Source organism: Actinoallomurus bryophytorum, from assembly GCF_006716425.1.
Classification (GTDB): Bacteria; Actinomycetota; Actinomycetes; order Streptosporangiales; family Streptosporangiaceae; genus Actinoallomurus; species Actinoallomurus bryophytorum.
In genome coordinates this window covers 5,067,491-5,081,051 of record NZ_VFOZ01000001.1, presented here as the reverse complement: position 1 = coordinate 5,081,051, position 13,561 = coordinate 5,067,491, and the positions used below count along the sequence as shown (strand labels likewise).

Below are 13,561 nucleotides of genomic sequence, written 5' to 3'. Positions count from 1 at the left end.
GCGGGGGGATTTTCGGTTAGCGAGGTGGACGATGGGGGTCGAGTTCCGCGTCGTACGGCATCACCCAGAAGAACTCGCCGTCGGCGTCGTAGTCGAAGATCAGTGCGGTGTTACCTGCTTTGAGGGCGGCTTCGTCGTCCCGGTTCCGTTGCTGGCGCACTTGGATGACGGCGGCCGATCCGTCGGCGGCGCGGACCTCCGCCTGACCGAACACCAGGTCCACCCGGCCCGTACGGATCACGCACATCCGGCCGACGAAGTCCCGCCTGGTGGGAACCTGCTCTTCGGTGAGCATGCGCCGCAGCGGATGCATCAGCAGCCGGGTGATCAGGGCGGACGCGAGGACCGCTGCCGCCAGCACGCCGGTGGCCGGGAGGGATCCCGACAGGTCCGTGCGGTGCAGGAGGACGGTCCCGGCCAGCCCGGCGAACCAGGCAAAAAGGACGAAAAGCGAGATCACGACGGTGGCGACGAGGCCGAACATGACGTCGAGCACACCGAAAGCGATCAGCAGCCAGTAGGCGAGTACCACGATGAGGAGCAGGCCGAAGAATGCCGCCGGAAACTCAGTTGCCGCCCGTACGAATTCCGTCATCCCCGCGCCTCCCCCGGCATGCCTGTAGTCGTTGCCGACCAGGCTTCCCGGCGCACCAAGAAGGAACTTTACATCTCCGGAAATTGCCCGGTATGTGATTTATGCGACAGAGCGCCGTTTCGGCCGACCGTTTCTCAGGCGGGGATGTCCCACAGCCGTACGGTGCCGTCCTCGCCACCAGTGGCGAGAGTCCTGCCATCCGGGCCGAACGCCAGCACCTTGCTCAGGCCGCCGGTGGTGAAGGAGGCCACGGCCTGTCCCTTGGAGACATTCCACAGCACCACCGGGTCGTTGTCGCTCGCGGCGAGTGCCGTGCCGTGCACGTCGAATCCCACCGCGCCGAATCTCACCAGGCCGGGCCGGTCTCCGCCAAAGGTCGCGATGGGCAGCGCACTGGCCACGTCCCACACCTGCGCCGCGCCGGAGCGCAGTGTGATCACGCTCTTTCCGTCCGGGCCGAAGGCGAGGCCTGCCACGAAGGCCGTGACATCGGTCACCAGGGTGGCCCGGAGCTTACGGGTGGACACGCTCCAGACCCGTACCGGGTTCGAACCCGAGCCTCCGCTGGCGAGCAGCTTGCCGTCCTGGCTGAAGGCCATGACCTCGATACCGTTGGTGTGGCCGGCGAGGGTGCCGACGGAGGCGCCGGTCGCCCGGTGCCACAGATGGATCCGGTTGTCGTAGCTCTTCTCCGCCGCGAGGCCCCAGGCGGTGGCGAGGGTCTCGCCGTCGGGGCTGAACGCCAGACTGTAGGACGGTCCGTTCTCAGTGATGGTCCCCCCGAACTCTCCGGTGGCCACACCCAAGAGCCGCACCTTGGAGCCGCCCTGCTTCGATCCGCTCTCGACGGCGACGACCTTGCCGTCGGGGCTGAGTGCCAGGCGGGTGGCGCCGGCCTCGTGACCGCTGAGCGTGCCCATGGAGCGGCCGGTCGCCGCATCCCACACGCCCACCGCCCCGCCGTTACCCACGGCGGCGACGAACTTTCCGTCCGCGCTGAACGTCAGGTCGCCGATCGGGCCGCCGAGGCCATGGAGAACGACCTTGGCCGCGTGGGGAGCGCTGCTCGTGCTGCCACCACTCGGGTGGTGGTGGCCGGGCAGCGACAGGATGACGATGGTGATGGCCAGTACCACCGCGACGGCGCCGGCCAGGAGGATCTTGGCGCGGGTCGGGGTCAGGAGGCCTGGTCCACCGGCCGGGGCGGGAGCGGCAGCGCGGCCACCGCGCCCGGGCGCGGGTACGGAACGCGGTAGTGCCACCGGCTTCGGCACAGGTGCGGGCTCTGGCGGGGGTGTCGGCCCTGGAGGCGACGCGGGCTTCGAAGGCTCGGGCTCCAGCTCCGAGGCGGGCTCAGGCGTGGGTACCGGCTGTGGATCGGGTACTCGCGGCGTCTCGGCGGGTGGCTCGGGTGGCCGGATGAGGAGGGACTCCAGGTGTGCGGCCGCGGCGGACGAGACGGCCTTGCTGTCGTCGTCGGCGAGGCCGCGGATCTCCGTGAGGACCTGCGCCCGTACGGTGGCGTTGCCGACGCGGTGGAGGTGGGCCAGGCCGTCGAGGACGGCGAGCCGGTCCTTGGCGAACGGGCTCTCGATCGCGTTGCGGAGGTAGGCCGGCAGGGTCCAGTTGACGTTCCTAGCGATGATCGTGCGGCCCTCGACGTTGTCCTGCTTCTTCGGGCGCTGCTGCGGCATCTCCGCCACGACCCGCTCGTAGACGTAGCCGTACAGCTCGTCGATGGTGATGTCGCCGTCATTGTCGAGGTCGGCGCTGCCGTCGCGGAGGCCGGCCACGAGATAGCGGGTGAACACCGACTGCGTGGCCTCGCCCTGCGCGCGGTCCCCTTCGAAGGAGTACTGCGTGGCGTCGGAGGCGGTCAGCACCGTACGGCCGCGGCCCTGGAAGCGTTCGAGGGTGTGCACGGCGGTGTCGGCCTTGGCGGTGCGGCCCGCGGGGAACGCGCCGCTGTAGCAGCAGTCGAGGACCAGCACCTTCTGCCGCGAGACGCAGCCCTCCATCGCCTGGTCGACGTGTTCGGCGGGCAGACCGGTGAACAGCAGGCTGTCGCGGCGGGTGTTGGTCATCGCGAGATACAGGCGGCCGTCGTCGTCCTTCAGGCCGTGGCCGGTGAAGTACAGCAGGGTCAGGTCGTCGTGGCGCCGGTCGCGGTAGAAGTCGCCGATGGCCTCGCCGACCCGGTGGTGCGGCTCGTTGATCAGCGTTGTGACCTCGAACCCGGCGATGTCCGGATCGCGCAGCACGGCGGCGAGCGCCTCCGCGTCGTGCGCCGGCGCGGTCAGTTGCCGCAGCCCGGTGTCCTGGTAGCGGTACGTGGCGATCAGCAACGCCAGCCGGCGGCCCATCGCGTCAGCCACCCGAGTGACGCCGGACGAAGGCGTCGAGGAGTTCTTGCCGCTCCGCCGCGGAGGCGCGTTCGAGCTCGATCGTGTCGCCGTCGATCGTCATCGATATCCGGTGCCGCCCCGACTGCCGGTCCAGCCAGTCCCGTACCGTGCCGACCAGCGTGGTGAACACTCCGCCCGAGGCGCTGAACGCCACGACCAAAGCCCCCAGCGTGACCGGGTCGGTGCCCTTCGCCCCCTCGGGAGGCGGCCCGGCGGTGACCGGCGAGACGGCGGTGGCGTCGAGTCCGGTGAGCTCACCGCGCAGCCGGCGGACCAGCTGCTCGGCCCGCTCGGGGTCCACCTCGGGATCCACGTGGACGACGAGCGAAAGGCTCGTCATTCCGCGGGCGCCCCCATTGTCACCGCTCATCATCCGGCCCGCCCCAGCCAACATTTCCCGTATGTGTTGCGGATCCTTTCAGGAAAGGGCCGCGACGTGAAGTGAACTTCCTGGCACGGCGCCGAAAGTGGATTTACGGACGGCCGAGATGCGGGCGAGAAGGCCTGCCAAATTCAGTGCGAACGGTTCGCGCGTACGGAGACTTCCTGCCGGAAACGCCGGGGAGCCTCCGTACGCGCGTCGTTTGTCGGTGGCACCGCGGGGTCAGAAGATGCGGGTGAGTTCGCTGGCCGGTCCCGATGAGCACAGGGTGGCGTTGGCGGTCAGTGCCCAGCTGCCGCCGACGTCGATGTCGGCTTCGTAGTCGTTGGCGGCCGGGACTTTGGCGGTGTGCTGACCTGACCAGGTTGAATGCGGCGCCATAACTGGAGCGTCGGATTCGTAGTGGTACTCGTAGCGGGTGTCACCCGCGCCGTTGATGTAGACGCTCCACGCGTACTCGACGGCGGGTGGACTGACGGTGAAGCCGGTTTTCATCTGGTACTGCAGGTGGGTGGAGGTGTTGTTGAGTTCGACGTGGGCGGTGCCGCAGTTCCCGCGCACGGTCACGTCCGGAGTGGGGTGTGCCTGCCGGGCGGCGAGGGCGGCGCGAGCGCGTTGGTAGCCCGCGGTGCTGATCGTGATCTGCTGGCCGTTGTCCAGCGTGACGACGGTGGAGGCGCCCGCGGTCCGCGCCTGGCGGATCTGGTGAGCCGTCATCTCCATCGTCACGACTTTGGTGCCGGACCGCGCGGTCCCGGGCCTGGTGGCGGTGGGCACACGATCCTGGGCGTGTGCGGTGGCCATCGTGGTGGCCGTCGTGGTCATGACTGCGCCGGAGACAAGGACCGCCGCGGCAGCGGCAGAAACCTTCTTCAACATCCCTCCTGGGGGGCAGTGGGGGTATCGCACGAGCCGATTGCCGTGCGGCACCCAAGGCGACAGCGCTGCTCGATGCGCTCTCGTCCTGGTGACGAAGCCCACCACCGTGAAGTCGGCGACGACAGAGTCAGATGACTTAATTCGCGCGGACGCCTGGGGAATGTAGGCCGTCTTCCCGTCCCGGAGCGGGAAGGCACACGAAACGGCCGCCTCCCCATTGCTAATGGTGAGGCGGCCGTTTACCGAGACGAGTTTCCTCTACCTCTTGGATCGGTCAGCGGAGGAGACGATGTCGGCTCCTCCGGGTTCCGCGGTCGGTCAGCCCGGGAGGACGTACTCCGCGAGTCTCGGTGAAGTGCTGCCGACGAAATCGGTCGTGCCGAGGTAGACGGCGCGGATCCGATGGATCCCGGGGGAAAGCGCGGACGTGGTGAGGACCGCGTGCCCCGCGCCGTCAAGAGCGACCGCGCCGAGGATGACCTTCCGGCCGTCGGCGAACACCACCAGACCCGTCGGTACGGCCGTACCGGTGGTGGCCTTCACTGTGGCGCCGAAGCTCACGGGCTGGCCCACCGGTACGGAGTTCGCCGATGATGTCAGCGTGGTCGTGGTGCCGGTGGCCGATTTGGCACAGCTCGGGCGGGTGATCGTGTCACTGTCCAAGGTGACCGCGGCGCTGCGTGCCAGCGCCCGGCCGTCAAGGATCACGCCCGTCGTGACGGTGATCGATGCCTGCGCCATGATGTTCCCTCGCAGGGTGGAGTCGGTTCCGAGCGTCGCGGAGCTGCCGACCTGCCAGAACACGTTGCAGGCCTGGGCGCCGTTGACGAGGTTCACGCTGCTCGCCGATGCCGTGATCAGCGTGGACGCGGCCTTGAAGATGAACACGGCGTTCGGGTCACCCTGAGCGTCGAGGGTCAGCGTTCCGGTAATGCCGAACGTGCCCGCAGGAGAGTCGTACACGCCGGGTGTCTTGGTGGTGCCGCCGAGTTCGACGGGGACGGTCTCGGTGGCCGGGCGTGCCGCGGCGTCGTCGTACGCGGTGGTCAGGTCGTTCTTGGCCTGCAACGCGACGGCGTCGGCAACATGTTCGGCTCCGTTCACCTGCCCGGGAGGAAAGCCGGTCACCGAGGTGCCCGGACTCAGCCCGAGATCGCCGGTGACCGTGGTGGGGCCCGTGTTGGTGACGGCTTCCCCTCACGAAGGCCGATACCGGAACGCACCGTCGGCCCCGAGAGCGCGCCGAGACTCATCGACACGGCCGTCTCCGGCCGCCTGGCGCGTGACCGCACACGACCGATCCACACGGCCGTGCGGTCACGGATCTGCCCGATGCTCCTCCGAATGGATCTCTGTAAGCGGCGGACAACGGCCCTGGAGCGGCTCTTGTTCGGAGCGAAATGTGAGCGCCCCCGGGCTCACCAGGCAATCAAATTGGGCATTCCACGCGGGAATGGGATGGTCGTCACGCGGCGGCTCGCGATATCGATGCGGTGAGCACTGCGCCGTAGGTCGTCGACGAGTAGCAGCGCGGTACCGCTGGGATCCCGGGTGAGGGTGGTGAAGACCCAGATGAAGTTGCCGCCGGAGCGGAACGGCTGCTCGTACAGCATCCGCACCGGCCGGCCCGTCCGCGCGTCCACCTCCAGGACCTGTGTCGACCGGTGGCCGCCGGCGCGATGATCCGCGATCAGATAGAGGCTCTGGCCGTCCGCGCTGAGGACGGGAGTGGTGTACGTGTGGACGGCGGTGTCGACCAGCACGAGGTGGGAGTCCGCCACGAGATCGTGGCCGGCGTCGGTGTCGAGGATGCGGATGATGGAGGGATGCGCGGCCGACGCTCGGAGCACGAAGGCCAGGTGCCGCCCGTCCGCCGCCCAGGACAGGTCACCGACCCCGCCGGCCTCTGAGGTCCGGAAGGCGGTGCGCCGCCCGTTGGACAGGGTCATGACGTCGATCCGGGCAGGGCCATCCGGCCGGTCGTCCCGGCGGACGGGGAAGGCGACGCGCGTCCCGTCGGGCGAGACGGCCAGGAACGATGCCTCAACGCCTGATGACGGGAGATCCCGCACCCGGGTCAAGGCGCCGATCCGACCGCTCCGGTCGATCCGCAGCCGGTAGAGGGACGCGAGGTCCTGGTGCTCGAGGACGACGTAGAACACGTTCGGGTCCGCGGTCGCCGAAAGGCGCGTCCACTCGCCACCGGCCGGAGGTTCTCGCGTCGCGGTCACCTTGCCGGTCTGGACGTCGCGGACGGTCAGCTCATGGATATGGTCACCGCCCGAGACGTTGGCTATGAAGTACCGAGCGGATCCGCCGCCGAGCGTGTCTGGAGCCGGCGCCCGATCTCGCCTGGCCACCACGCCCGCCACGACGATCAGAAGGATCGCGACGGCCACCGCGAGCGGGCCATAGCGCCGGACACGGCGCCGCGACCGGACCGCCGCGGTGCGCTGCTCCGATTCTTCCTCGGGCTGTACGAGTTCGGCGACCGCGGTGAGGGCGCTGCGCAGCCGGTCCTCTGTGGTCATGTGCCCTCCTTGAGCAGTTCGCCGAGTGCGCCGAGCGCACGGGCGGCGGTGGACCGGACGGTGGACGGGCTGATGCCCATGATCTCCGCGATCTCCGCGTCGGACAGGTCGAGGTAGTACCGCAGGACCAGGACCTCCCGCCGGCGATGGGGCAGGTGCTGGAGCGCCTCGACCACCTCCCGATGGTCTTCGCGCACCAGCGCGGCCGACTCCGCCGACCAGATCGGCGGGTCGGGCAGGATCCCGATGCGGCGGATGAGCGACCGGCGGCGGTGCACCATCCGGCAGCCGTTGACGACCGAGCCGCGCACGTAGGCCAAGGCGCTCGCGACGTCACGCAGCTCCGCCCAGCGCGAATGCAGTCCGGCGAACGCGTCCTGCACAACGTCCTCAGCGGTCGCCCGATCGCCGATGAGCAGTACCGCCAGACGAAGCAGGCCCAGCCGGTGCATGGTGAACACCGACCCGGCGTCCGCCGGGTCGGCCACGTCCCCCTCATTCCGATCCATGTTCTATAGATGCACGGGCACCCCGTCTGCTGCTCGGAGGCGACGACTATTTCGCAGGGCCTCGCGGACGCGTACGGACATGGGGCTGGGACGCCGGGCCCGGGATGGGCCGGGCGTACGACGCCGGCCGGCCGCGCGTGGAGCGCGACCGGCCGGCGGGGGGCGTGAGTCAGTCGCTGGAGCCGAAGGCCGCGTCGAAGGCGGTGGACGGTGGCTCGATGGCGGCCAGCCGTCGCACGTACGCGAGGGCGTCGGGCGCGCCGGTCAGGCGGTCCATTCCGGCGTCCTCCCACTCGATCGAGATCGGGCCGTCGTACCCGATGGCGTTGAGCGCGCGGAAGCAGTCCTCCCACGGCACGTCGCCGTGTCCGGTCGAGATGAAGTCCCAGCCGCGCCGCAGGTCGGCCCACGGCAGGTGGGACGCGAGGCGTCCGCGGCGGCCGTCGCCGGTGCGGACCTTCGCGTCCTTGCAGTCGACATGGCGGATGCGGTCGGCGAAGTCGAACAGGAAGCCGACCGGGTCCAGGTCCTGCCAGACGAAGTGCGACGGGTCCCAGTTCAGGCCGAACGCCGGGCGGTGGCCGATCGCCTCCAGCGTCCGTACGGTCGTCCAGTAGTCGTAGGCGATCTCGCTGGGATGCACCTCGTGCGCGAAGCCGACGCCCACCTCGTCGAAGACGTCCAGGATGGGGTTCCAGCGGTCGGCGAACTCCCGGTACCCCGCCTCGATCATCGACTCGGGGACCGGCGGGAACATCGCGACCGTGTGCCAGATGGGCGATCCGGTGAAGCCGACGACGGTGGGGACGCCGAGCCGGGCGGCGGCACGCGCCGTGTCCTTCATCTCCTCGGCGGCGCGGCCACGTACGCCCTCGGCATCGCCGTCACCCCAGATACGGGACGGCAGGATGCCCTGGTGCCGCTCGTCGATGATGCTGTCGCAGACGGCCTGGCCGACCAGGTGGTTCGAGATCGCCCAGACCTTGAGGCCGTGCTTTTCCAGGATGTCGAGCCTGCCCCGCACGTACGTGTCGTCGGTGAGTGCCCGGTCGACCTCGAAGTGGTCGCCCCAGCAGGCGATCTCGAGCCCGTCGTAGCCCCATCCGGAGGCGAGCCGGCAGACCTCCTCGAACGGGAGGTCGGCCCACTGGCCGGTGAAGAGCGTGATCGGACGCGGCATGGTTCCTCCAGTGACGATTGCGAGATCAGGCCTCGACGTCGGTCCAGACACCGCGGTCGGACGCGCTGCGCGCGACCGCGGCGAGTACGCGTTGCACCTGCAGGCCGTCCTCGAAGGACGGGGACGGGTCGGTGCCGGAGGCGATCGCCTCCACGAAGTCCTTCACCTCGTGGGTGAAGGTGTGGTCGTACCCGAGCAGGTGACCCGGCGGCCACCAGGCGCCGGCGTAGGGATGGTCCGGTTCGGTGACGAGGATCCGGCGGAACCCTGCCGTACGGGAGTCCTCGGTGTTGTCGTAGAAGGACAGCTCGTTCATCGCCTCGAAGTCGAAGGCCAGGCTGCCCGCCGAGCCGTTGATCTCCAGGCGCATCGCGTTCTTGCGGCCGGTGGCGAAGCGCGTCGCCTCGAACGAGGTGAGGGCGCCGCCCGACATCTTGCCGATGAACAGCGCCGCGTCGTCGACCGTCACCGTGCCCTGGCCGAGGTTCCCGGACGCGGCCGCGCCCAGGCCCGCCGACGCGCCGGCGAGGGGACGCTTGCGGATGAAGGTCTCCATCAGGGCGCTGACGCCGGTCACCTGGTCGCCGGCGACGAACTGGGCGGCGTCGATGATGTGCGCTCCGATGTCGCCGAGCGCCCCCGAACCGGCCTTGTTCACGTCCAGCCGCCAGACCAGCGGGAACTCCGGGTCGACGATCCAGTCCTGGAGGTACTGCGCGCGTACGTGGCGGATCGTGCCGAGCCGGCCTTCGGCGACCATGTCCCGGGCCAGGGCCAGCGCGGGGACACGCCGGTAGTTGAAGGCCACCATCGAGCGCACGCCGTTCGCCCGCGCCCGCTCGGCCGCCTCCGCCATCTCGACGGCCTGGGCGACCGTGTTGGCGAGGGGCTTCTCACAGAGCACGTGCTTGCCGGCCTCGAGTGCCGCGACCGCGATCTCGGCGTGGGTGTCGCCCGGGGAGCAGATGTCGATGATGTCCACGTCGTCCCGGCGGATCAGCTCCCGCCAGTCGGTCTCGGCCGCCCCCCAGCCCAGGCGTTCGGCGGCCGCCGTCGCCTGGTCGCGTGACCGGCCGGCCAGGGCCACCATCACGGGTGCGCCGGGCAGGTCGAAGAAGGCGCCGGCGTTCCGCCAGGCATGGGAGTGTGCCCGTCCCATGAAGGCGTAGCCGACCATGCCGACCCCGAGGGCCGGCTTGCTTTCGTGCGTCATTGCCGTCCTTTTCCCGATGACGAACCTGGCTCCCGCCGATGCCGCGGGCCCGCCGCCACCTGCGGCGGGCCGGACATCGCTCTCACTCGAAGGCGAGCGGGAGGTAGGTGTCGACGTTCTCCTTCGTGACCACGGCGGAGAACAACGTCATCGATGTGGGGATCTCCTGTTCGGCCAGGTCGCCCATGGCCTTGCCCTGCCCGAGCAACCGGGCGACGCGTACCGCCGAGGCGGCCATCGTCGGCGGGTACAGGACCGTCGCCTTGAGCACGCTGTCGTCCTTCTTGATCGAGTCCATCGCGCTCTTGGAACCCGCGCCGCCCACCATGAAGAAGTCGCTGCGGCCCGCCTGCTTGATCGCCTGGAGCGCGCCGATGCCCTGATCGTCGTCGTGGTTCCACAACGCGTCGAACTTCGGATGCGCCTGGAGCAGCTCGGCCATGCGCGCCTGACCCGTCTGCACGTTGAACTCCGCGGCCGCCCGGCCGACCTTCTTGATCTGCGGGTAGTTCTTCAACGCGTCGTCGAAGCCGCGCGTACGGTCCTGGGTCAGCGGCAGTGTGTCGATCCCGGCCAGCTCCACCACGGTGCCCTTGCCGTTCAGCCGCTTGGCGATGTAGTTACCCGCGTTCAGGCCCATACCGTAATTGTCGCCGCCGATCCAGGTCCGGTACGCCTGGGGTGTGTCGAAGACGCGGTCGAGGTTGATGACCGGGATGCCCGCGGTCATCGCCTTGCGGCCGGTCGGTGTCATCTGCTTGCCGTCGGCGGGCAGAATGATCAGGACGCCGACCTTCTGGTTGATGAGGGTCTGGATCTGGCTCGCCTGCTGGGCCGCGTCGTTCGAGCCTTCGGTGATCTTCAGGTCGACGTCGGAGTACTTGCCGGCCTCCTTCTTGGCGTTCTCGTTGATGGCGTTCAGCCAGCCGTGGTCGGCCTGCGGGCCGGCGAACCCGATGGTGACCCTCTTACCGGGGGCCGCGTTCGCGCCGGTGGCGGCCGCGGTGCCGGCGTCCTTGCTCTCGGGCTCGGCGTTGCTCGTACAGGCGGCCGCGAGCGCGCCGGCACCCGCGAGGGAACCGCTGAGGAGGAAGCCTCTGCGGCCGAAGTCGCGCACTGGTCGAGTCATGATCGTCCTTTCGACACCTGACATAAGGGGGGATGGGGCGGCGGTCAGACGGGATCGGCTCCGGCCCGGCGTTCGGCGACCAGACGCTGGACGAGGACGGCGATCACGATGATCACGCCCTTGGCGACCTGCTGAGTCGCGGTCGTGAGGTTGTTGAGGGTGAAGATGTCGTTGATCGTGGTGAAGACGAGCACGCCGAGGACCGAGCCGACCAGCGTGCCGCGGCCGCCGGAGAGCAGGGTCCCGCCGATGATCACGGCCGCGATGGCGTCGAGCTCATAAAGGTTGCCGTTCGCCGACGTGCCGCTGGCGGTGAGGACGATCAGCATGAGGCTGGCGACCCCGCAGCACAGCCCGGACAGGACGTACAGCAGCAGCGTGTGCATCCGTACGTTGAGCCCGGCGAGGCGTGCGGCCTCCTGGTTGCCGCCGATCGCGAAGGTACGGCGCCCGAACGTGGTGCGGTTCAGCACGACCCAGCCGACCACCACGACGGCCGCGAACATGATCACCAACGGTGGGATCCTGCCGAAGAGGAAGTTGTCCTTGTAGCCGAGGTTCACCAGCGTCTGGTTGTCGGCGTTCAGCGTCTGGGTGTGCCCGGAGGAGATGTTGATCGCCAGACCCCGCGCGCTGGCCAGCATCGCGATCGTCATGATGAACGCCACGATCCGGCCGTACGCGATCATCAGGCCGTTGACCAGGCCGCAGCCGACCCCCACCGCGAGCGCGCAGAAGATCACTCCGCCGGTGCCGTACAGCTGGGTGGCCTGGGTCGTCGCCCAGACCGTCGCGAGTGCCACGATGGCGCCCACCGACAGGTCGATCCCGCCACCGATGATGACGAAGGTCATGCCGACGGTGATCACGCCGCTGACGGACGCCAGGGTGAGGATGACGACGACGTTGTCGTAGGTGAGGAACTCCGCGGGCTTGGTGAAGGAGCCGGCGAGGATGAGGAGCACGAGCACGCCGAGCAGGCCGAGGTTGCGTACTTCCAGCAGCGGAAGACGGAACCTCCCGCGCGCCGTACTCTCCCGTGCCGCCGCCTCGACCCGTGCCTGTTCATCCGCCGGCGGCGCCGGAGCGTCGGCCGGGGGATCCGCGCGTACGCCCTCGGGCCCGTTCATGTTGCCCACCTCGTTCGCCTCCGGTCCGCTCTCCCCGCCGTACATGGCTGGGCGACGTAGCGCCCCTCCGGCTCTCTCACCGTCGGCTCCCTTCCATGACGAGGTCGAGCACCTGGTGCTCGTCGAGTTCTCGTGCGTCGTCCTCGCGGAGTACGCGGCCCTCCCGGATCACCAGCACGCGGTCCGCGAGCCCGAGCACCTCGGGGATCTCGCTGGAGACCAGCACGATCCCCACGCCCGAGTCGGCGAGCCGCCGGATGAGCGCGTACAGCTCGGCGCGGGCACCGACGTCCACACCGCGCGTCGGCTCGTCGAGAAGCAGCAGCCGGCAGCTCTTGAGCAGCCATCGGGCGAGAAGCGCCTTCTGCTGGTTGCCACCCGACAGCGTGCGGATCGGGCGGCGCGGATCGTCCGGGCGGATGTCGAGCGCCCGCACCTCGCGGCGCGCGTCCGCCAGTTCCCTCTTGCGGTCCAGCCAGCCCAGCCGCGAGTAGCGCCGCAGGGACGCGAGGCTGACGTTGCCCGTGACGCTGTCGAGCAGGAGCAGGCCCTGGGACTTGCGCTCCTCCGGTGCCAGCCCCATGCCGGCGCGTACCGAGGCGACGACACTTCCCGTACGGACCGCCCGTCCGTCGAGGGTCACGCGGCCGGCCGACGGGCGGCGCGCCCCGTACACCGTCTCCAGGATCTCCGAGCGTCCCGCGCCCACCAGCCCGGCGAGGCCGACGATCTCCCCCGCGCGTACGGAGAAGGACAGGTCGTCGAACACGCCGGGCAGCGACAGCCCCTCCACGCGAAGGACCTCAGCCGCACCCTCGTTCGGCTGGGTCCGGGGCGGGAAGACGTACTCGTAGGCGCGGCCGGTCATGTACGCCACGAGGGTGGCGGTCGGCGTCGTACGTGCCGGCAGCCCGGCCGCCACGGTCCGGCCGTCCTTCAGGACGGTGACCCGGTCGCCGACCTCGCGGATCTCCTCCAGCCGGTGCGAGATGTAGATCACCGCGACGCCCGCGGCGGTGAGCTGGCGGATGACACGGAACAGGTTCTGGACTTCGTCGTGGGCGAGTGCCGCCGACGGCTCGTCCATGACGATCAGCCGGGCGTCGTAGGAGAGCGCGCGCGCCATGCTGACGATCTGACGGGCCGCCGCGGACAGCCGGCCGACCTCGGCCGCCGGGGAGATCTCCGCGTGCCCGAGCCGCCGGAGCAGCTCACGTGCGGCGCGGTTCATCTCGCCGCGCCGGGTGAAGCCGAACGCCGACTGCTCGTGGCCGAGGAAGATGTTCATCGCGACCGACAGGCCGCCGACGAGGTCGAGCTCCTGGTAGATGGTCGCGATGCCGAGGCGCAGTGCCGCGGTGGGGCTGGTCAGATGCGGGGTCTGGTCATCGCGCCAGACGATGTCGCCCGAGTCCGGCTGGTGAGCTCCGGACAGGACCTTCACGAGCGTTGACTTGCCGGCGCCGTTCTGGCCGAGCAGGCAGTGGACCTCGCCCGGCCGTACCTCCAGATCGACTCCGTCGAGTGCTCGCACGCCCGGGAAGTCCTTGACGATTCCGCGCGTGACCAGCAGGGGCGGTTCAGGCACGAAGGCCCTCCCTCATCCGG

General features: G+C 69.6%; 12 protein-coding genes and 1 pseudogene. All 13 read right to left on the bottom strand.

Annotation, left to right across the window (positions count from 1 at the left end):
* Window positions 1-16 precede the first annotated feature (16 nt).
* Complete coding sequence (locus tag FB559_RS23935) at window positions 17-595, bottom strand: hypothetical protein (protein WP_141957831.1); 579 nt, start codon at window positions 593-595, stop codon at window positions 17-19.
* A 134-nt stretch (window positions 596-729) separates the two neighbouring features.
* Window positions 730-2,970: a caspase, EACC1-associated type gene (locus FB559_RS46290; protein WP_141957829.1), complete on the bottom strand. Its 2,241-nt coding sequence runs from the start codon at window positions 2,968-2,970 to the stop codon at window positions 730-732.
* The gene (locus tag FB559_RS23925; protein WP_141957827.1) at window positions 2,963-3,340 is read right to left on the bottom strand and encodes an effector-associated constant component EACC1; all 378 of its coding nucleotides are present in this window, start codon (window positions 3,338-3,340) and stop codon (window positions 2,963-2,965) included. Before FB559_RS23925 ends, FB559_RS46290 begins: the two co-directional genes overlap by 8 nt.
* Window positions 3,341-3,604: 264 nt before the next feature.
* Entirely contained in the window at window positions 3,605-4,207 is a 603-nt protein-coding gene (locus tag FB559_RS23920; RefSeq protein WP_141957825.1) for a hypothetical protein, read from the bottom strand.
* 372 nt (window positions 4,208-4,579) lie between these two features.
* Complete coding sequence (locus FB559_RS46285; RefSeq protein ID WP_425455119.1) at window positions 4,580-4,924, bottom strand: Ig-like domain-containing protein; 345 nt, start codon at window positions 4,922-4,924, stop codon at window positions 4,580-4,582.
* Window positions 4,916-5,443: pseudogene (locus FB559_RS46280) on the bottom strand (ice-binding family protein); the annotation flags it as partial. The pseudogene FB559_RS46280 and the gene FB559_RS46285, both read right to left, overlap by 9 nt.
* Window positions 5,444-5,679: 236 nt before the next feature.
* The gene (locus tag FB559_RS23910; RefSeq protein WP_141957823.1) at window positions 5,680-6,792 is read right to left on the bottom strand and encodes a TolB-like translocation protein; all 1,113 of its coding nucleotides are present in this window, start codon (window positions 6,790-6,792) and stop codon (window positions 5,680-5,682) included.
* Window positions 6,789-7,280, bottom strand: coding sequence for a SigE family RNA polymerase sigma factor (locus FB559_RS23905; RefSeq protein ID WP_246121983.1), 492 nt, complete (start codon window positions 7,278-7,280; stop codon window positions 6,789-6,791). The genes FB559_RS23910 and FB559_RS23905 overlap by 4 nt, the downstream gene beginning before the upstream one ends.
* A 190-nt stretch (window positions 7,281-7,470) precedes the next feature.
* Window positions 7,471-8,481 carry a sugar phosphate isomerase/epimerase family protein gene (locus FB559_RS23900; RefSeq protein ID WP_141957819.1) on the bottom strand — a complete coding sequence of 337 codons (1,011 nt, stop codon included), beginning with the start codon at window positions 8,479-8,481 and terminating at the stop codon, window positions 7,471-7,473.
* A 25-nt stretch (window positions 8,482-8,506) separates the two neighbouring features.
* Window positions 8,507-9,694 (bottom strand): Gfo/Idh/MocA family protein, encoded by a 1,188-nt coding sequence (locus tag FB559_RS23895; RefSeq protein ID WP_141957817.1) that lies wholly within the window; start codon window positions 9,692-9,694, stop codon window positions 8,507-8,509.
* An 82-nt stretch (window positions 9,695-9,776) separates the two neighbouring features.
* Window positions 9,777-10,823: a substrate-binding domain-containing protein gene (locus FB559_RS23890; RefSeq protein WP_141957815.1), complete on the bottom strand. Its 1,047-nt coding sequence runs from the start codon at window positions 10,821-10,823 to the stop codon at window positions 9,777-9,779.
* Between the two features lie 44 nt (window positions 10,824-10,867).
* On the bottom strand, window positions 10,868-11,953 hold the full coding sequence (locus FB559_RS23885; protein ID WP_141957813.1) for an ABC transporter permease: 1,086 nt from the start codon (window positions 11,951-11,953) through the stop codon (window positions 10,868-10,870).
* A 76-nt stretch (window positions 11,954-12,029) separates the two neighbouring features.
* Window positions 12,030-13,541, bottom strand: coding sequence for a sugar ABC transporter ATP-binding protein (locus FB559_RS23880; protein ID WP_246121981.1), 1,512 nt, complete (start codon window positions 13,539-13,541; stop codon window positions 12,030-12,032).
* Window positions 13,542-13,561 lie beyond the last annotated feature (20 nt).